This window comes from Bordetella tumbae (assembly GCF_054780995.1).
Genome location: NZ_BAAGVG010000018.1, coordinates 376,130 through 394,309, shown reverse-complemented (window position 1 = coordinate 394,309; position 18,180 = coordinate 376,130). Strand labels below are relative to the sequence as shown.

Annotated in this window: 17 protein-coding genes and 1 tRNA gene; 11 read left to right on the top strand and 7 right to left on the bottom strand. The window is 57.8% G+C overall.

Annotation, left to right across the window (positions count from 1 at the left end; all coding sequences use genetic code 11):
* Positions 1-11 precede the first annotated feature (11 nt).
* The 7 genes from ACYVI2_RS16660 to ACYVI2_RS16630 all read left to right on the top strand — a co-directional run bounded on the left by ACYVI2_RS16660 (position 12) and on the right by ACYVI2_RS16630 (position 8,866).
* Positions 12-1,907, top strand: a complete 1,896-nt coding sequence (locus ACYVI2_RS16660) for an LTA synthase family protein (protein WP_415815575.1) — start codon at positions 12-14, stop codon at positions 1,905-1,907.
* A 381-nt stretch (positions 1,908-2,288) separates the two neighbouring features.
* Entirely contained in the window at positions 2,289-2,555 is a 267-nt protein-coding gene (locus ACYVI2_RS16655) for a hypothetical protein (RefSeq protein ID WP_415815573.1), read from the top strand.
* Between the two features lie 115 nt (positions 2,556-2,670).
* Positions 2,671-3,972 carry an HlyD family secretion protein gene (locus ACYVI2_RS16650; RefSeq protein ID WP_415815571.1) on the top strand — a complete coding sequence of 434 codons (1,302 nt, stop codon included), beginning with the start codon at positions 2,671-2,673 and terminating at the stop codon, positions 3,970-3,972.
* The gene (locus ACYVI2_RS16645) at positions 3,972-6,110 is read left to right on the top strand and encodes a peptidase domain-containing ABC transporter (protein WP_415815569.1); all 2,139 of its coding nucleotides are present in this window, start codon (positions 3,972-3,974) and stop codon (positions 6,108-6,110) included. The genes ACYVI2_RS16650 and ACYVI2_RS16645 overlap by 1 nt, the downstream gene beginning before the upstream one ends.
* Positions 6,111-6,126: 16 nt before the next feature.
* A complete protein-coding gene (locus tag ACYVI2_RS16640) occupies positions 6,127-7,551 on the top strand; it encodes a TolC family protein (protein WP_415815567.1) in 1,425 nt (474 codons plus the stop codon).
* Positions 7,552-8,120: 569 nt separating this feature from the next.
* Positions 8,121-8,465: a hypothetical protein gene (locus ACYVI2_RS16635; RefSeq protein WP_415815565.1), complete on the top strand. Its 345-nt coding sequence runs from the start codon at positions 8,121-8,123 to the stop codon at positions 8,463-8,465.
* Positions 8,466-8,524: 59 nt separating this feature from the next.
* Positions 8,525-8,866, top strand: coding sequence for a hypothetical protein (locus tag ACYVI2_RS16630; protein ID WP_415815563.1), 342 nt, complete (start codon positions 8,525-8,527; stop codon positions 8,864-8,866).
* A 215-nt stretch (positions 8,867-9,081) separates the two neighbouring features.
* Here the strand turns inward: ACYVI2_RS16630 and ACYVI2_RS16625 are convergent.
* Positions 9,082-9,158, bottom strand: a tRNA-Pro gene (locus tag ACYVI2_RS16625).
* Positions 9,159-9,181: 23 nt separating this feature from the next.
* Positions 9,182-10,147 (bottom strand): octaprenyl diphosphate synthase, encoded by a 966-nt coding sequence (gene ispB / locus ACYVI2_RS16620; protein WP_415815561.1) that lies wholly within the window; start codon positions 10,145-10,147, stop codon positions 9,182-9,184.
* Between the two features lie 282 nt (positions 10,148-10,429).
* Here ispB and rplU point away from each other — a divergent pair, with 282 nt between their 5' ends.
* From rplU to proB, 4 genes are all read left to right on the top strand, one after another.
* Positions 10,430-10,741, top strand: a complete 312-nt coding sequence (gene rplU / locus ACYVI2_RS16615) for a 50S ribosomal protein L21 (RefSeq protein ID WP_415815559.1) — start codon at positions 10,430-10,432, stop codon at positions 10,739-10,741.
* A gap of 37 nt (positions 10,742-10,778) precedes the next feature.
* Positions 10,779-11,039 carry a 50S ribosomal protein L27 gene (rpmA, locus tag ACYVI2_RS16610; RefSeq protein ID WP_160351036.1) on the top strand — a complete coding sequence of 87 codons (261 nt, stop codon included), beginning with the start codon at positions 10,779-10,781 and terminating at the stop codon, positions 11,037-11,039.
* An 85-nt stretch (positions 11,040-11,124) separates the two neighbouring features.
* The gene (gene obgE, locus ACYVI2_RS16605) at positions 11,125-12,261 is read left to right on the top strand and encodes a GTPase ObgE (protein WP_415815556.1); all 1,137 of its coding nucleotides are present in this window, start codon (positions 11,125-11,127) and stop codon (positions 12,259-12,261) included.
* Positions 12,262-12,350: 89 nt separating this feature from the next.
* On the top strand, positions 12,351-13,487 hold the full coding sequence (gene proB / locus ACYVI2_RS16600; protein ID WP_415815554.1) for a glutamate 5-kinase: 1,137 nt from the start codon (positions 12,351-12,353) through the stop codon (positions 13,485-13,487).
* On the opposite strand, the gene ACYVI2_RS16595 is transcribed toward proB, so the two are convergent.
* The 5 genes from ACYVI2_RS16595 to urtC all read right to left on the bottom strand — a co-directional run bounded on the left by ACYVI2_RS16595 (position 13,484) and on the right by urtC (position 18,038).
* Complete coding sequence (locus ACYVI2_RS16595; protein WP_415815552.1) at positions 13,484-14,236, bottom strand: response regulator transcription factor; 753 nt, start codon at positions 14,234-14,236, stop codon at positions 13,484-13,486. The two genes, proB and ACYVI2_RS16595, sit on opposite strands and share 4 nt — an antisense overlap.
* Before the next feature lie 214 nt (positions 14,237-14,450).
* Entirely contained in the window at positions 14,451-15,161 is a 711-nt protein-coding gene (locus tag ACYVI2_RS16590) for a peptidoglycan DD-metalloendopeptidase family protein (protein ID WP_415815550.1), read from the bottom strand.
* Positions 15,162-15,355: 194 nt separating this feature from the next.
* Entirely contained in the window at positions 15,356-16,054 is a 699-nt protein-coding gene (urtE, locus tag ACYVI2_RS16585; RefSeq protein ID WP_415815548.1) for an urea ABC transporter ATP-binding subunit UrtE, read from the bottom strand.
* 80 nt (positions 16,055-16,134) lie between these two features.
* Positions 16,135-16,995, bottom strand: coding sequence for an urea ABC transporter ATP-binding protein UrtD (gene urtD / locus ACYVI2_RS16580; RefSeq protein WP_415815547.1), 861 nt, complete (start codon positions 16,993-16,995; stop codon positions 16,135-16,137).
* Positions 16,992-18,038, bottom strand: a complete 1,047-nt coding sequence (gene urtC / locus ACYVI2_RS16575; protein WP_415816483.1) for an urea ABC transporter permease subunit UrtC — start codon at positions 18,036-18,038, stop codon at positions 16,992-16,994. Before urtC ends, urtD begins: the two co-directional genes overlap by 4 nt.
* Positions 18,039-18,180 lie beyond the last annotated feature (142 nt).

The window sequence follows — 18,180 nt, the reverse complement described above, 5'->3', positions numbered from 1 at the left end:
GGAAATCTCTCATGCGACATTCCACTCTTATATTCATCATCGCCGCCTTCGTGCTGCTCGTTGTCAGCCGGCTGGCGTTGGCAGCCTGGCAATGGCGCCGCGTCACCAAGGCCGGTGGCTTGCGCCCCCTGCTGCTGGGCGGGCTGCGCATCGACACGAACCAAATCGCCGTTCTGGTCGCACTGCCCGCGGTGCTTTCGCCATTATTCGCCCACTTGCCGGCGGCTGCGGCCGCAACGGGAATATGGCTGCAGGTATGCTGGATCCTGCTGGGCTTCCTGGAGGTGGCGACTCCGGCCTTCATCATGGAATACGACACGCGTCCCAATCGCCTGTTCGTGGAATACCTGAAGCATCCGCGAGAGGTTTCCGGCATGCTTTGGCGCGGCTACAAACTAGAGCTCGCAGGCGCACTGGTCGCAGTCGTCGTGTTACTGGCCATTGGCCATGCCCTGTTCGGCGATCCTCCCGTCGAAGCCCGTTGGTCCTGGTGGCAAATGGCGCTGGGCAGCCTGGTCATCCTCGCTGCCATCATCCTCGCCATACGGGGCACCCTGGGACACCGGCCAATCAACCCATCGACCGTGGCATACAGCAACGACGGCCTGCTCAATACGCTCGCATTGAATTCCCTCTATAACGTGTCCTATGCGATCTACAGCATGAAATACGAAAAATCGGCAGCGGCTGTCTACGGACGCATGCCGGGCGAGCGCATGCAAGAGATCGTCTTATCCAGCGCAGGACTACCCCACCCCCCCGCGCTGGAAACTCATCCCAGCGTGCACCAGCAGACCCCCACACGCACACGCTCCCGTCCGGCCAATATCGTCATCATTCTCGAAGAAAGCCTGGGGGCTCAGTACAGCGCGGCATTAGGCGGCGACAAAGATCTCACACCGCATCTGGATGCGCTGGCACGCGAGGGCTGGGCCTTCACGCGCACGTATGCCACCGGCACGCGCTCGGTACGCGGACTCGAGGCCGTTACGGCGGGCTTTCTGCCCACCCCGGCGCAGGCAGTTCTGAAACTGCCTGCCGCGCAACGCGGGTTCTTTACCTTGGCCGACGTGCTGGGCCGTCACGGCTATCACTCTCGTTTCATCTACGGCGGTGAATCGCACTTCGACAACATGAAAGGCTTTTTCCTGGGAAATGGTTTCGACGAAATCATTGACCTTCCGGACTTCACCAACCCTGCCTTCGTCGGCACGTGGGGCGCATCAGACGAAGATATGTTCACCCAGTTGGATGCGCGACTGCGCGCCGACTCCGACAATAACCAACCGTCGTTCACGCTGGCATTCAGCGTATCCAACCACTCCCCATGGGAATATCCTGCCGGGCGCATCACCGTCGACGGCAACCCTGCCACCGTCGAAAACACCGTCCGCTACGCGGATTGGGCCATCGGACAGTTCTTCGAACGCGCACGCCAAGCCCCCTACTGGGACAACACCATTTTCCTGGTGGTCGCTGATCACGACTCGCGCGTATTTGGCGACACCCTCGTGCCGGTACGCCACTTTCATATTCCCGCCGTCATTCTCGGCGGTGGCATCGAAGCGCGACGCGACGAGGGCATCATCAGCCAAATCGATCTGCCACCCACGCTGCTCTCACTAGCCGGCGTCACTTGCACCCATCCGATGCTGGGCCATGATCTGACGCGCAGCGCTCCAAATCGCGCCATCATGCAATATGAAAACCACTACGGCTACCTAAAGGGCGATGATCTGCTGGTGCTGCTGCCGGGCAAAAACCCCGTGCAATTCCGCTATGGCATGCCTGAAACCTTCACCGCGGTCGACACCAACGCCGCACTCGCCGAAGAAGCCCTGGCACACGCGCTCTGGCCCAGCTGGGCCTACCGCGAAGAACGCTATTGCGTTCCCACTGAAATCTAAGTCCTCTCCTCAGCTACTCGCGATAGCGCCCTTTTAAACGACGGTGTTCGAGGTCATATATCTCGCACCGTCGTTCATCTCGCACGACATTCTGAAAATTCTCATATCAGAATAGTCTGATATTGCCCCTCCAATGCGGCATTGTTCGTTTCATCCCGAGACGGTCTATCTAGAATGACCAGAGGATGAGCGCCCTCCTATCTCTCCGTACCTGCTGTTGACGATTGCACTCGCTCGAGAATCTGCGCAGCGTGTGTTGCGTGCGATGACGGGCGCCCCCCCATCAGCACCACTGTCAAACAGTAGAACAAACCACCAATCTCGTGACTGACACGTTCCCCACAACCTTCGGCATACCAATACCCACAAATGGACACAACCATGCGGACCTTAGCGCCTCAAGACCTCACACTGATATCGGGTGGATTCAGCAGCTCCTCCTTTATCGACCACTACGAGGACGATCGTCATCTCCTAGTTTTGAAAGATGCTGACTTTCTCACTACAGAAGGCCCCAAATTTATCGACAATCACGTCGAAAACCTCTATCTCCGGGCAGCCCTAAAGGTGACTTTGCACTCAGCCGCCATCTTGTTAAGCGTGGCCGCGATAATGGCAAAAATCAATGGTGACAGCGATACCTACTGACCCAGCCCTTCATCTCTTTTAACCATCTCATTTACGCAAGCCTGGGTGGCCGTCGCTGACGGGCGTGCGCAGCTACCGCAACACATCACTTGACCCATTTGGATGACAGCCCCTGTTGTTCACATTGCGTTATCTGATCAACTTTTCCCTCATGTTTCGCAAAGCCGCCCTTGAAGCCGCCAAAACGCATCCCCTGGGATCCGTCGTTGCCCTGCGGCCCCTGTCGACCTCTCTATTGGTGAGCTTATTCACAGCGTTCGGTCTAAGTCTCGCGCTGTTCTTCTGTTTTGGTTCCTACACTAAACGCGTCAAAGTCTATGGACAACTCATCCCCGCCAGCGGGCTAGTCAAAGTCTATGCCCCGCAGCCCGGCATCGTCGTGGCCAAACACACCACCGAAGGCGCGCTCGTCAAAAAGGGCGAGCCCTTGCTTACCATCTCCAGCGAGCGCTACACCCAGACCGGCACAGCCACACAGGAGACGATCAGCAGCCGCATGCAACGCCGCCTGGATCTGATGCAACGCGAGCGGGAAAAGCTCGACACCATCCACCAAGAGGAATCCGCCTCGCTGGCCAACACCATTGCCACGCTCTCGCAAACGTTGGATCGCATCGATAAACAGATCCTGCTGCAACACAAGCGAGTAGCCCTCGCACAAGACAGCGCACGTCGATACAAAACGCTGTCGTCCGAAAGTTACGTCTCACGTGATCAGCTCCAAGAAAAGCAAGCCATGCACCTTGAACAACAGACCAGGCTTGCCGACCTGACTCAACAACGCGCGGAAACCGTCAAAGAACTGACCAGACACGAAAGCGAACAACGCACGTTGCCACTAAAACAACAGGCCGCCGCCACGCAAATCGAACGCGAGATTCTCGCCATCACACAAGAGCTCGCCGAAAGCGAAGCCAAACGCCATCTCGTCATACTCGCCCCTGAAGCCGGCCAGGTCAGCAGCCTTCTTGTCGAGATCGGACAGCACGCCGAACCCAGCAAGGCACTGCTCAGCCTGGTTCCCCAACACGCCGAGTTGATTGCAGACATCTATATCAAAAACAGGGACATCGGTTTCACCCGCGTAGGCGACCGAGCGATGATTCGCTATGCATCCTATCCCTATCAGAAGTTTGGCATGCACGGCGCCAAAGTCGTCTCTATTTCCACTGCCGCCGTGCCTGCTGCAGAAATCGTGAACATCTCCGGCGCCATTCCCGGTCTGGATCAAAACACGGCCCAAGACTTGTACTACCGTGCCGCGCTCCGTCTGGATGCGCAACACATCCTCGCTTATGGCGACGCGCAACCGCTAGCCACTGGCATGGCCCTGGAGGTCGACATCTTGCGGGAAACACGCGCAATCTACGAATGGGTCTTAGAACCGTTGTACAGCATCAGCGGAAAGGTATCCTGATGAGCGCGTTCACACTGACAGATCTCAAACGCTTGATGTCAGGGCACCCCACAGTGCCCGTCATTCTTCAGGGCGAAGCCGCAGAATGCGCCAATGCCTGCATCGCCATGGTAGCGGGCTATTACGGCCACTCACTCACTATTCATCAATTACGGCAACGATTCCCGATCTCGCTAAAGGGCGTGACCCTATTGCAGGTCGCCAATATGTGCGAACAGCTGGGCTTACAGTACCGTGCTGTCACCCTCGAACTCAATGATCTCAGCAAGCTGCGTACGCCCTGCATTCTGCATTGGCGCTTCAACCATTTCGTCGTGCTTTGCTCGACAAACGGACGAACGGCGGTCATTCATGATCCGTCCACAGGACAGCGAAAGATCTCTCACACCGAACTTAGCGAGGCCTTTACAGGCGTTGCGCTTGAGATCTGGCCTACACAGACTTTCCAGATATCGCCTCCCCAACCTCCCATGCCGTTGCGCAAACTGGTGGGTACCGTTTTTGGGCTGAAACGCGCGCTACTGCAAATCATCGTCCTGGCGCTGGTTCTGGAAATGCTGTCACTGACAACTCCCGTGCTTACGCAGTGGGTGATAGACGATGTCATCGTTTCCGCAGACATCGATCTATTGACGACGCTGTTGATCGGATTTGCCTTGCTGCTGATCATGCAAACGGCAGTCTCCACGCTGCGTGCCTATGTTGGCATGCAATTGAGCACCAGCCTGTCATTTCAGAGCAAGAGCAATCTGTTTGCGCATTTGGTCAAGCTGCCTACCTCGTTCTTTGAGCGGCGCCACATTGGCGATATCGTTTCGCGATTTGGCTCGATAGACACTATTCAGCAAACGCTCAATGCCTCCTTGATCGCAGGCATCCTTGATGGGTTGATGACGGTCATCACCTTGGTATTGATGTGGCTTTACAGCTGGCAGCTGTCCCTCGTCGCGATCGTCGCCATGGTGCTGTACGGCATCATTCGTGTCGTCTCCTATCCGCCGCTCAAAGCGCGCTCACACGATGCCATCATCAAGGGTGCACAAACGCAATCTCATTTTCTCGAAACGCTGCGCGGCATACGCACCTTGCAGGTCTTTCAAAAGGCGCAGGATCGCTGTGCCGCCTGGCAGACCCTGCTCGTCGATCAATTCAATGCCGGCATCAAGATCCAAAAACTCAAGCTTGTCCTCCAACAGTTCAACGCTGTCATCTTTGGCCTGGAAGGCTTGATCATCCTGTGGGCGGGCGCCCACCTCGTCATCGCCGGCGGCTTTAGTGTGGGCATGCTGATGGCCTTTCTCGCCTACAAGTCGCAGTTCAACCAACGAGTGGGCGCGCTGATCGACAACTTGTTCGAGTTGCGCATGTTGCGCATTCAGGGCGAACGGCTATCCGACATCGTGCTCACCTCGCCCGAAGACCCAGGACGGGATCCACAACGCCCGTTGGACCAGATCTCCGGCACGCTGGCCTTTTCCGATGTCAGTTTTCGCTATGGCGACGCGGATCCCATGGTGCTGGACCAAGCCTCGTTCCAGATCGCAGAGGGGCAATCCGTCGCTATCGTCGGCACCACGGGGGCCGGAAAATCGACGTTGCTCAAACTCATGCTGGGCATTCTTCAGCCCACGCAGGGCGAAGCAACGATTGGCGGTGTTCCCTATCACGTGCTAGGGGCTCGCGGTATACGATCCATCTCCGCCTCTGTACTCCAGGACGATGTTTTATTCGCGGGCTCCATTGCAGACAACGTCAGTTTCTTTGACCACAACACGGATCGTGACTGGATTGAAACCTGTTGCAAGCACGCCGCCATCCATAGCGAAATTGCGGCGCTACCCATGGGCTATCACACGCTGGTCGGCGACATGGGCACCATGCTTTCCGGCGGTCAGAAACAGCGGTTATTGATTGCCCGCGCCCTCTACCGCCGCCCCAAGATTCTCATTCTGGACGAGGCGACCTGCCATCTCGATCTCGCGGTCGAGGCACGTGTCGTCCACATGCTGAAAATGCTCAATATCACCCGCATCGTCGTCGCCCACAGGCCCCAGACCATTGCCTCGGCGGAGCGCGTACTAGAGCTCAAGAACGGACGGATCCACGAATACATTCTATCCCCGCCCGATCATGATTAACCCCCAACTGACACGCATGATGCATTCATCGCATGCGCTTCTTTTGGCTGCCAGCCTGATGACGACGGCAGGCTCGGCCATTGCACTAGAGACATCGCTTGATCTGCCACCGCCACTCGTGCTCAACCTTGAGCCTGACGTCTGCGAAATGCCTCCTGCGTTAACGGAGCTGGGTCTGCGCGACGCGGTCCAAGTCGCGCTTTGCAAAGCGCCCAACGTGCAACAGGCTGCCATCGCGATCGAAGAGAGTCTCGCCAACCTGGATGCCGCAAACGCCAAATATCTGCCCACGTTGAATGCCAATGCCGATGTCAGCCGTATCGGCAAACACGTCAAGTATCCTGATCACGCAGCGCGCAACTATGATCTCCATGCGTACAGCGGCAATGCCCGGCTCGGGCTGAACTGGCTGCTGTTCGACTCGGGACAGCGCAGCGCACAATACGACAACGCACATGCCAAACTGAGCGCGGCCTTATACAGTAAAGTGCTCGTCAGTCGCGATCAGGCCATCACCGTCGCTGACAGCTATTACAAGGCTCGCAGCGCCACAGCCAGCGCCACAGCAGCCCGCGCAGCCGCCACTCGCGCCGAGAAAAATTTCCACGCCACCCAGCGCCTGCGTGAGGGCGGAGTCGGCTCCATCTCCGACGAGCTTCTTGCCAAAGTCGCGTGGCAACGACACCTCGTCGACAGCGAAACCAAAGCCACGGCAGCTGAAGTCACTAAGATCGCCCTCGTCACCGCGATAGGCCTGCCCGGTCAGACTCGCATCAGCCTGGCTGTCTCGAATGATGCAGCCGCGGCAATTACCACCGCGAGACCTGCAACGACCCGCTCCACCATCGACGAGCAAATCACTGCCGCCATTCGCAATCACCCAAGACTCGCTGCCGCACGCGCCAATACACAGGCTGCCAAAGCAGAAGCCCAAGCCATTGAGGCCCAGCATCAGCCCAAGATCAGCCTGCAAGCCGATCGTCACCTCGGCATCACCCCTCCAGCCAACGCCGTCGCCAGAGAAAACGTCAACAGTTGGTCCGTCGGCCTCACCGTGCATATCCCCATTTTTGACGGCCAAGCTACCCGATACGCCACGGATGCCGCTCGCGCTCGAACCCGAGCCGCCCGCGAGACCGAACGCACGGTGCAGCTCGAAGAAGAACTGAAGCTCCTCACGGATTTCAATCACATGAGCAGCGCTGCCCAAAAAAACACGCTGCTCAGAGACGCTGAAACCAGCGCTGAACAAGCTTACCGCAGCGCCCAGATCCGCTACCAGCAAGGCGTAGGCACCGCCGTCGAACTCCTCAAGGCGCAAGACGAACTCGCCAACATTCAACAGGCCGTCATCGACGTGCATTACGAATTACTCGCGGCACAGTTCCGTATCGCAATTGCGCTAGATGCATTGCCCGCTGCTCACGTTGATGATCATTAACACTGTTCTATGGATGCCCCCATCTTGCATCAAACAGTTCAGACAAACGCATTGGCTTATCTGGCCTTGGAGTTATCACGTGCGCACACTATCACGGCATGAACTTGTATGGATATCAGGCGGATTCAGCGAGCCACGCAACGGAGACTATTGGCGTATCACAATGCGTATGCTGCCGCGGCCCAATGCTGCGATGACGCCAGACGGATTCCAGCACCGACACGATTACGACAGCAACCTATCAACCGAATTCATGTCCTTCGGACCCATCATCGAGGATGTGGAAAACCCATTTTTGCGGTGGACATTAAAGGCGGCCATTGTGACATTTGGCATCGCTTTCGCGGTCGCGGTGTCCGCAACTGATGACCGGGATACGTGGGTTGTATGCAGCTGAACACAGCCGGATCCCTGGGCATTTCCTTGATTTCATATCTTCCTGTTCAGCCTCATCAATACACGTACCTTCTCTCATAAACAAGGACATCATGCGCGAACATCATGGAGAAAAATCGATATTTCCACACATCCCGGCCATTGCTAGCTAACCCTTTTCACGAATAAATATCATGAAAGAATTGCCATCGTCAGACCTTCGATTCGTTTCCGGCGGATTCAATGTAGGCAGTGCCACACTGCATGCACTGGGCGCCGTTGGTTCGACAGTGGGCTATATGCTTGCCATACAGATACAGCGGATCACGGGAATCAACGTATCGGGAACAGTCGAAGGCGTCACAGGCGCGAACGTCATTAGCGGGTTCCTCAGTCATTCAGTATGGGACGACCAAAACCTTCGTGTCGATGAGCGCATAGGTTCAGGTTTAAAGACGAGTTTGCTTTGCGGCGCGGCCGTCGGCTTATTCGAGGAACTCGCCAAGACCGCCATTTCGGACGCCATGCAAAACGACTGACGCGCAGTCCTCCCATTTTGTCAGCCGACAATACCTGAACCCTCATCACCGAAAACACCATGCGCGACTTATCGTCCTCGGACCTCCAGCTCGTTTCGGGCGGATTTGACACACGCGGCGCAACACTGCGCGCGATTGGAACCATTAATTCGACATTCGGCTACGTGACAGCCATACGCACACTGCAACGGTGGGGGTCGCTCGGCCGCGAAACAACAATGGGCGCCGCCAGCGCAGCAACCATCGCCAAATGGGCCACGCATTCGATGTGGGATCATCCGGGAAATAACCCGGCAGACAGCACGGGCGCCGCCATGTGCGGATGCTTTATCCTGGGGGCAGGCGTGGGATTGGCCGAAGGAATCATCAAAACCGCCGCCGCGGGCTTCATCAAAGCATAGTGACGGCCGCGATATTTGCGCTCTTTGTTTCACGATCAGGCCGCCGCTGCCGAAGCAAAAAAGACCCCCACGCTGCGCCTTCGGCCTGCTGCCCCCCAAGGGGGCGTTTTTTGTTTTGGGGCGACCCGGCAACAAAAAAGCCGGACACTGTATTCACAGTTCCGGCTCTTGCTACGGGTGTCGGGCACACCAGTAAAAATTCGACCACCAATCAGTGGTCGGGGCGAGAGGATTCGAACCTCCGACTCCTGCGTCCCGAACGCAGTACTCTACCAGGCTGAGCTACGCCCCGATTTGCTTATGCAGCGTTTTTCTTCAGCGATCTCGATTAACCGCGAAAGCGCAGAATTCTAACAGGGATTTCTGATAAACGGAAATCGGCAGAATATCGAGCGCCCGTCGGGCGATATCTGCCTCGGCTAAAGCAGCCTGCTGCGCGTGTTCCAGCGCGCCGGTAGCCCGGATGGCTTCGGCCACCGCGGCAAAGTCTGCGTCACCTGTCTGAATCGCGTTACGAATCAGCTCGCGCTGGGCGGGCGTGCCCTGCTCCATCACCCAGATCAACGGCAGCGTGGGTTTGCCCTCGCGCAAGTCGTCTCCGACGTTTTTACCCAGGGCCTGAGCATCCCCGCTGTAGTCCAGCACATCATCCACCAGCTGAAATGCGGTGCCGATATGGCGCCCATAGGCAGCCGCCGCAGCCTCCTGTTCGGCCGTTGCTCCCGCCAGCACGGCGCCCACCTGGGCAGCCGCCTCGAAGAGCTTTGCGGTTTTGTAACGCACGACCTGCAAATAGCGCTCTTGCGAAACGTCAGGGTCGTGAACGTTGAGCAATTGCAACACCTCGCCCTCGGCGATCACAGTGGTCGCCTCGGACAATATCTGCATAATGCGCATCGACCCCGCCTCGACCATCATCTCGAACGAGCGCGAATACAGGTAATCGCCCACCAATACGCTGGCCGCATTGCCGAACATGGCATTCGCCGTCTCTCGCCCCCGGCGCAAATCAGACTCATCGACCACATCGTCATGCAGCAGGGTCGCCGTGTGAATGAACTCTACAACAGCCGCCAGCAGATGATGATGGTCTCCTTGGTAGTTCAGCGCCCGTGCCATCATCAGCACCATGGCCGGCCGCATGCGCTTGCCACCCGCACCGATGATGTAATCGGCAATCGTCCGGATCAGTACGACCTCCGAATCCAGGCGTCCGCGGATAACCGCATCGACAGCCTTCATATCATCGGAAATAGGGGCGATCAGCTCAGGGAGATTCAAAACGTATCCGGCAGGTATTAGGGAGAGCCGACCCGAGGCTCTGTGATGTATCAACGCAGGCAATCGCGCTGCTGTCGGGGGCCTCGCAAATTATACGAGGTATCACCAGTACACTGGCCCTCAACAAATAAAACGCCTGGCAGGCCCCGGGCCTCCCCTCGAACCGAGCGCCCTGATCGGCCTAACCACCTGCCCCATAAGGAAATTTTGACTTTTCCACAGCCGCGCGCTAGAATCTTTGGTTCGGTCAATACCGAAATCCCTATTTTTAAGGAATACCCCATGTACGCGGTCGTAAAAACCGGTGGCAAGCAGTATCGTGTTGCCGCTGGCGAAAAACTCAAGGTAGAACAGATACCGGCTGACATTGGGCAAGAAATCACCCTGGACCAGGTCCTGTCGGTGGGCGAAGGCGACCAACTGAAAGTTGGTACTCCGATCGTCGCTGGCGCCGTGGTCAAGGCAACGGTTCTTGCGCATGGCCGGCATGACAAGGTCAAGATCTTCAAGATGCGCCGTCGCAAGCACTATCAGAAGCACCAGGGCCACCGTCAGAACTACACCGAAATCCGCATCGACGTCATCACGGCGTAAGCGACTCGGTTAATTGAATAGCAGGAGCTAATCAAAAATGGCACAGAAAAAGGGCGGCGGCTCTACGCGAAACGGTCGCGACTCAGAATCGAAGCGACTGGGCGTCAAGGCATTTGGCGGCCAACTCATCCCGGCTGGCTCGATCATCGTGCGCCAGCGCGGCACCCGTTTCCACCCCGGCACCAACGTCGGCATCGGCAAGGATCACACCTTGTTCGCGCTGGTCGACGGCAAGGTTCAATTCGGCTTCAAAGGCGCATTGAACAAGCAGACCGTGTCGATCGTGGCAGCCGAATAACGGTTACCGGATAACGGCAACCGTTTCACAAACGGCAAAAGCCCTGTCGCACGCGGCAGGGCTTTTTTGCTTCAGGCAGATACTTATGAAATTCGTAGACGAAGCCACCATCGAGGTCATCGCCGGCAAAGGCGGGAATGGCGTGGCGAGCTTTCGCCGCGAAAAATTTATCCCCAAGGGCGGCCCCGACGGCGGCGATGGTGGACGCGGCGGCAGCATTTTTGCCGTTGCGGATCGCAACATCAACACGCTGATCGATTTCCGCTACGCCCGTTTGCATCGTGGCAAAAACGGTGAAAACGGCCGCGGCTCGGATCAATACGGCGCCGCCGCACCCGATATCACGCTGCGAGTGCCCGTAGGCACCGTCATCCATGATGCCGATACCGGCGAACTCTTGTTCGACCTCAGCCGTCACGACCAAAAGGTCACGCTGGCTGCGGGTGGCCAAGGCGGCATGGGCAATATCCATTTCAAATCCAGCGTCAACCGCGCGCCACGCCAATGGACGCCCGGCAAAGAAGGCGAACAACGCCGTCTGCGCCTGGAACTGAAAGTCCTGGCCGACGTAGGCCTGCTCGGGCTGCCCAATGCCGGCAAATCGACGCTGATCAGCCGCATCTCCAATGCGCGCCCCAAAGTCGCCGACTATCCTTTCACGACACTGCACCCCAATCTGGGCGTCGTACGCACCTCGCCGTCGCGCAGCTTTGTCGTGGCAGATATCCCCGGCCTGATCGAGGGCGCCTCCGAGGGTGCAGGCCTGGGACATTTGTTCCTGCGGCACTTGGCTCGCACGCGGGTATTGCTGCATCTGGTCGACATTTCACCTGTCGATCCCGACGTGGATCCTATCGACCAGGCCGTGACTGACGCTCGCGCCATTGTCGAGGAATTACGCCGTTACGACCCAGAATTGGCCGACAAACCGCGCTGGCTGGTGCTGAACAAGCTGGACGTGGTCGCCGACCCCGAGTCCGCACGCGAACGCTTTATCGAGCAGTTCGGCTGGCAAGGTCCGGTTTACGCCATTTCGGGCCTCAGCGGCGATGGCACCCAAGAGCTGATCTGGGCGCTCCAGGACTACCTGGACGCCGAACAGCGCAAAGATCATGTCGCCCAGGACCAGGCGGACGGCACCTACGTCGCCGAAGACCCGCGTTTTGACGCCACACGCAGTGACGCATCCATCACTCAGGCGCCGCGTAGCGGTGACGAATAAGCCATAATCGCATTTTCGTTTTCCGCGGGCCGCCGCGCATCGCATATGGCGGCCACTACTCTCATCATCGCGACACTTCGGTCATTGCCATGACTGCTGATCACACCGCTGTTTCTGTTGTTGCTTCGGCCACCCGTCTGGTAGCCAAAGTCGGATCCTCTCTAGTCACCAACGAAGGCCGAGGACTGGACCGCATTGCCGTCGCACACTGGGCAGCCCAGATTGCCACGCTGCGCCAGCAAGGCAAGCAAGTCATTCTCGTATCGAGCGGCGCCATTGCCGAAGGCATGGCCCGGCTGGGCTGGCGCAAGCGCCCCTCCGTCATGCATGAGCTCCAGGCGGCAGCAGCCGTGGGCCAGATGGGGCTGTGCCAGGCGTACGAGGCTGCATTCGCAGAGCATGGCCTGCGCACCGCGCAGATTCTGCTCACCCACGAGGATCTGGCCGATCGCCGCCGCTATTTGAATGCACGCAGCACGCTGTTTTCCCTGTTGCGCATGGGCGTGGTGCCGATCGTCAATGAAAATGACACGGTCGTCACCGATGAAATCCGCTTGGGCGACAACGACACCCTGGGGGCGTTGGTCACCAACTTGATCGAAGCGGACACGCTGGTCATCCTGACTGATCAGCGCGGTCTTTACGACTCTGACCCGCGCAAAAATCCCAACGCGGTCTTTGTCTCACATGCACAGGCCGGCGATCTGACGTTGGAAGCCATGGCCGGCGGCGCCGGTTCGGGCATCGGTACGGGCGGCATGCTCACCAAGATCCTGGCCGCCAAGCGCGCCGCACACAGCGGAGCACACACGGTCATCGCCTCCGGCCGCGAACGTGACGTACTGACGCGCCTGGCACAAGGGGAATGTATCGGCACCGAACTACGCGCCGTATTGCCCGTCTGGTCGGCCCGCAAACAATGGCTGGCAGACCACCTGCGCCTGCGCGGGCGAGTCATTCTGGACGAGGGTGCAGTCAGAGCACTGCTCCATGACGGCAAGAGCCTGCTTTCGATCGGGGTCGTCGATGTACAAGGCGAATTCGAACGAGGCGATGTGGTGGCGTGCCTGGACGCGCAAGGCACCGAGTGCGCACGCGGCTTGATCAATTACTCGTCAACCGATACGCGACGCATCTTGCGTCAGCCGTCGTCTCGAATTGCATCAATTCTGGGCAGCATGAGCGACCCAGAATTAATGCATCGCGACAATCTGGTCATTACTTAGTTGACATAGCTGGCTGGTGATGCCTTCGGCGTTTCGTCAAAGGCGCCACCGTCGGGCACCACATCCGCCAGAAAAATGTAGCCCCACTGCCGTACGGCCAGTAGCGGCAGTCCTACTCCCAACCGCTCCGCCTTGGCTCGTAGACGCGACACCATGACGTCCACACTGCGCGCCGAGTGACGGCTGCGTGGTCCTGCTGCTACCGACGCGGCTACCAGACGCTCGCGCGGCAACCGATGCCCTGGCGAAGACAGCAAACGCAGGAAAAACGCGCTTTCGGTGAACGTCAGCGGCAAGTGTTGACCACGCGGCCCCGCCAGCACGCGTCCGGAATGCGTCAGCCGCCATAACGGCGTCTCTCGGGCAGAGCGCTCAGGCGAAAGGGTACGCAACCGGCTTAAGGAGCGCCCCAACGCGCAGAGTTCGCGCACATCGGTCGACATCAGGCAGCAAGCATCGGCTCCCGCGTCCAAGGCAACAATGCGGGCGTCCACGTCAGCATCATCGACCAGGACGATCAATGCCGCATTGGGTGCCGCATAACGCGCTATCCCCACAGCGGTGCGCAAGTCACTTTCCCCGTTCTCCAGAAACAACACCTGCGGCACGCAAACTTCGACCAGATCTGCCAAAGCATTCGTCGTCTTGCAGGCGCGGACCACCCAACCCTGGGCAGCCAAACCGGCCAACAGATGCGGCAAACGAGGCTGTTGGTCTTGAATAATGATAGATTCAACTGCGGTGTGCATGAGATCTCCTTGGCAAAAAGCACATAAGTGAAAAGCACATGGTGATAATCATGATCTCCACGTAATCTAAACGCACGGCTTAACCAGGGAGTGCGGACTTTTTCAGACCAATTGAAGCCTGCGAACTATCACGAAACCGCACACGGCTTCGCCTGCTCATGCTCGAGCTATTGCAGGACGCTATATAGAAGGAAAAACTGTCGCCAGCAGATGATCAGCGCGGCGGCAATGCGGCCGACGGATCAACAGGTTGGCCGCGATGCCGCAGCTCAAAATAGAGGCCGGGCCCTTTACGGTCCGTATTACCCATCTCGGCGATCTGTTGCCCCTGGGAAACCTTTTGGCCCTCTTTGACCAGCAGCTTGCTGTTATGGGCATAGATGCTCAGGAAATCACCCGAGTGTTGCACGATCACGAGATTGCCGTAGCCACGTAGGCGGTTACCTGCGTAGACCACGCTTCCGGCCGCTGCGGCTTTGATCGGCGTACCGGCCTTGTTGACGATCGTCAGCCCCTTGGACGAGTTGCCGTTATACCGTTGCGTCAGCGTTCCCTCGGCGGGCCATACCAGTTTCAATCCCCGCACCACCGCTGCAGACGACGACGATGACGCCGCCGGGGCGCGAGTGCCACTGGTGCGGCTGCTGGTCGTTTCACTCGTGCTGCCCGTCGAGGCAGCGCCGCCAGAGCCATCCACACGCAGCAACTGCCCCTTGCTGATGCGATCAGGATTGGACAGATTATTCAACCGCATCAACGCCGACACACTGGTATTGTGCTGACGGGCGATCTTATTCAGCGTGTCACCGGCCTGTACGCGGTAATACCCGGCCTCGACCTTGCCGGAACCCGTACTACTACATCCCGCCAATACCATGACCAAACAAAGACACAGCACCACACAAACACGGTGCCAGGCGGGCATTGCCCAATCACGGTTGGAGACCGCGTACGAGACGGAAGGGGTGGAAATGGCAAACACTGACAAAGTATCGGATAAGTGGCTAGGAAGATAGGGACACGGTAAAAAATACCCCGCCCTGAAGGGTACCAAGAAACGATGTAACAGGCTGATGCATTTGAATCTGAGTCCGCCTCGCTTCTCACCACTCTGCCCCGTTATACCGACAAGTGCCGCCGCACGTCCTCGCCATCCATCTCCGTGCGCGGCCCGTGGGCGACTACCTCGCCGCGTGATAGGACCACGAAATGGTCGGCCAGCTCGCGCGCAAAATCGAAATACTGTTCGCATAGCAGGATACCGATGTTGCCGCGCTCGCGCAGCAACCGGATCACTCGGCCGATGTCTTTGATAATGGATGGCTGAATGCCCTCGGTCGGCTCATCCAGAATAATCAACCGCGGCTCGGCTACCAAGGCGCGGGCGATGGCCAATTGCTGCTGTTGTCCACCTGACAGATCTCCGCCTCGGCGACCCAGCATGGTTTTCAGCACAGGAAACAGCTCGAAGACCTCTTCCTTGACACGGCGAGCCCTGCCCCCCGGAAAGCGAGCCATCCCCATGATAATGTTTTCCTCGACGGTCAATCGCGCAAACACATCGCGTCCCTGAGGCACATACGCGATTCCCAGTGCCGCCCGTTTGTGCGGTGATAAACGGGAAATATCCTGTCCGTCAAACATCACTTTGCCCCCGGCGATGGGTAATACGCCCATCAGACATTTCAGCAAAGTCGTTTTGCCTACGCCGTTGCGTCCCAAGAGGCCCAGACATTCGCCCTGCTGTAAGGACAGCGACACCTGCCGCAGCGTATGGCTGCCACCATAGTATTGATCAATGGCTTGAACTTCCAACATTTGGCTTCCTTTCTGGGATTCCTGCGAAAAACCCGCGACGCATTCAGCAATGGCAATAGAGGAGCAAAGCCCGCGAGGGATCAGCGCCCCAGATACACTTCAATAACCCGCGCATCCGCTTGTACCTGTGCCATCGTTCCTTCAGCCAACACTGCCCCCTCATGCAGCACGGTCACTTTGCCCCCATCGGCGATCTGCGAGACAAAGTCCATATCGTGTTCAACAACCATCAAAGAATGATGGCCGCGCAATTCATGCAGCAACTCTCCTGTGCGTTCGGTTTCAGCGTCGGTCATGCCGGCGACCGGTTCATCCAGCAGCAGTAGTTGGGGCTCTTGCATCAATAACATACCGATCTCCAGCCACTGCTTTTGTCCATGTGACAACAGGCCGGCCACGCGATATACCTCGCCCGTCAACCGAATCAAAGCCAAGGTCTGCGCGATACGATCGGCTTGCTCTGACGTCAACCGCGAAAATAAAGTCGGCCGTACGCGCTTGTCCGTTTTCATCGCCAGTTCGAGATTCTCCAGGACGGTGTGCTGCTCGAAAACCGTGGGTCGCTGAAACTTGCGTCCGATACCTGCATGGGCGATCTGCGCTTCGTTCAGCGTCGTCAGATCGATATTCTGGCCAAAAAAAGCAGATCCGGCAGTCGGACGTGTCTTGCCCGTGATGACGTCCATCATGGTGGTCTTGCCGGCGCCATTAGGGCCGATGATGCATCGTAGCTCTCCCACGCCGATATCCAATGTCAGATCGTTCAATGCCTTGAACCCATCAAAGCTGACCGTGATCCCATCCAGATACAAGATCGCACCGTGCGTGGTATCGACCCCTGCCGGGTTGACTCGCCCATACGAGGGCTGTCCGCTAGGGCCTCCGTCATCATTCGGATCCTCGGCATCGACCTGATGTAATGCCCGCCACTCAGCACTCATATCACACGCTCCTGACGGCGTGTCATCCAACGACGCGCCAACCCTACGATCCCCTGCGGCAAGAACAGCGTCACCAGCACAAAGATCAATCCCAAGGCATACAGCCAGAACTCCGGAAATACACTGGTAAACCAGGTCTTCAAGCCATTGACCGTGCCGGCCCCGATGATCGGGCCGATCAACGTGCCGCGTCCTCCCGTTGCCACCCAGATCACCATCTCGATCGAGTTCTCGGTCGACATTTCTCCAGGGTTGATGATGCCCACCTGCGGCACATACAACGCACCCGCGATCCCGCACATCACAGCCGACAACGTCCAGACAAACAGCTTGAAGCCCAGCGGCTCATAACCAATGAACCGTACACGGCTTTCCGCATCGCGCACCGCCGTCAGCACCCTGCCCAATTTGGATTGCGTCACGGCGCGCGCCAATATCAACGCGCCGAACAGCACCGCCAACGTCACCCAATACAAGGTGGCACGCGTACCCGGCGCCGTGATATCGAAACCGAGAATCCGTTTGAAGTCAGTAAAACCGTTATTCCCGCCAAACCCCGTATCGTTGCGAAAGAACAGCAACATGGCCGCAAAGGTCAGCGCCTGGGTGATGATGGAAAAATAAACGCCCTTGATACGCGAACGAAACGCGAAATAGCCGAACAGAAATGCGAGTCCGCCCGGCACCAGCACCACCAACAGCATGGCGTACCAGAAATGCTCGGTAAAAGCCCAGTACCAGGGGTAATCCTTCCAGTTCAGGAACACCATAAAGTCCGGCACGTTGCTTTGATACACGCCATCCTGACCAATGGCGCGCATCAAATACATGCCATGCGCATAACCACCTAGTGCGAAGAACAGGCCATGACCTAATGAAAGAATCCCGGCATAGCCCCACACCAGATCCAATGCCAACGCGGCCAAGGCATAGCACATGAACTTTCCGAGCAGTGCCACGGCGTAAGCCGAAACATGCAAGGTATGTCCGGCAGGAAACATCAGATTTAGCAGTGGCAATAACGCCAGCATCGCAGTGACCATCGCCAACGCGATCCACGCCTTAGGGCTGAACAACGGCCGGCGCAACGCGGCCGTGTATAACTCGCCGGCTCTCGGGTTTGCTGAACTCATTCTTTGCTCCGATTCAGGAGTCATGGTGCGCCCCAGCGTGGTTCAGTGAAGT

Excerpts from the sequence above, each read along its gene's own strand:
- ACYVI2_RS16660 (WP_415815575.1), top strand. The coding sequence starts at position 12 with ATGCGACATTCCACTCTTATATTCATCATCGCCGCCTTCGTGCTGCTC.
- ACYVI2_RS16655 (WP_415815573.1), top strand. The coding sequence starts at position 2,289 with ATGCGGACCTTAGCGCCTCAAGACCTCACACTGATATCGGGTGGATTC.
- ACYVI2_RS16645 (WP_415815569.1), top strand. The coding sequence starts at position 3,972 with ATGAGCGCGTTCACACTGACAGATCTCAAACGCTTGATGTCAGGGCAC.
- ACYVI2_RS16640 (WP_415815567.1), top strand. The coding sequence starts at position 6,127 with ATGATGCATTCATCGCATGCGCTTCTTTTGGCTGCCAGCCTGATGACG.
- ACYVI2_RS16635 (WP_415815565.1), top strand. The coding sequence starts at position 8,121 with ATGAAAGAATTGCCATCGTCAGACCTTCGATTCGTTTCCGGCGGATTC.
- ACYVI2_RS16630 (WP_415815563.1), top strand. The coding sequence starts at position 8,525 with ATGCGCGACTTATCGTCCTCGGACCTCCAGCTCGTTTCGGGCGGATTT.
- rplU (WP_415815559.1), top strand. The coding sequence starts at position 10,430 with ATGTACGCGGTCGTAAAAACCGGTGGCAAGCAGTATCGTGTTGCCGCT.
- rpmA (WP_160351036.1), top strand. The coding sequence starts at position 10,779 with ATGGCACAGAAAAAGGGCGGCGGCTCTACGCGAAACGGTCGCGACTCA.
- obgE (WP_415815556.1), top strand. The coding sequence starts at position 11,125 with ATGAAATTCGTAGACGAAGCCACCATCGAGGTCATCGCCGGCAAAGGC.
- proB (WP_415815554.1), top strand. The coding sequence starts at position 12,351 with ATGACTGCTGATCACACCGCTGTTTCTGTTGTTGCTTCGGCCACCCGT.
- ACYVI2_RS16595 (WP_415815552.1), bottom strand. The coding sequence starts at position 14,236 with ATGCACACCGCAGTTGAATCTATCATTATTCAAGACCAACAGCCTCGT.
- ACYVI2_RS16590 (WP_415815550.1), bottom strand. The coding sequence starts at position 15,161 with ATGCCCGCCTGGCACCGTGTTTGTGTGGTGCTGTGTCTTTGTTTGGTC.
- urtE (WP_415815548.1), bottom strand. The coding sequence starts at position 16,054 with ATGTTGGAAGTTCAAGCCATTGATCAATACTATGGTGGCAGCCATACG.
- urtD (WP_415815547.1), bottom strand. The coding sequence starts at position 16,995 with ATGAGTGCTGAGTGGCGGGCATTACATCAGGTCGATGCCGAGGATCCG.
- urtC (WP_415816483.1), bottom strand. The coding sequence starts at position 18,038 with ATGGTCACTGCGATGCTGGCGTTATTGCCACTGCTAAATCTGATGTTT.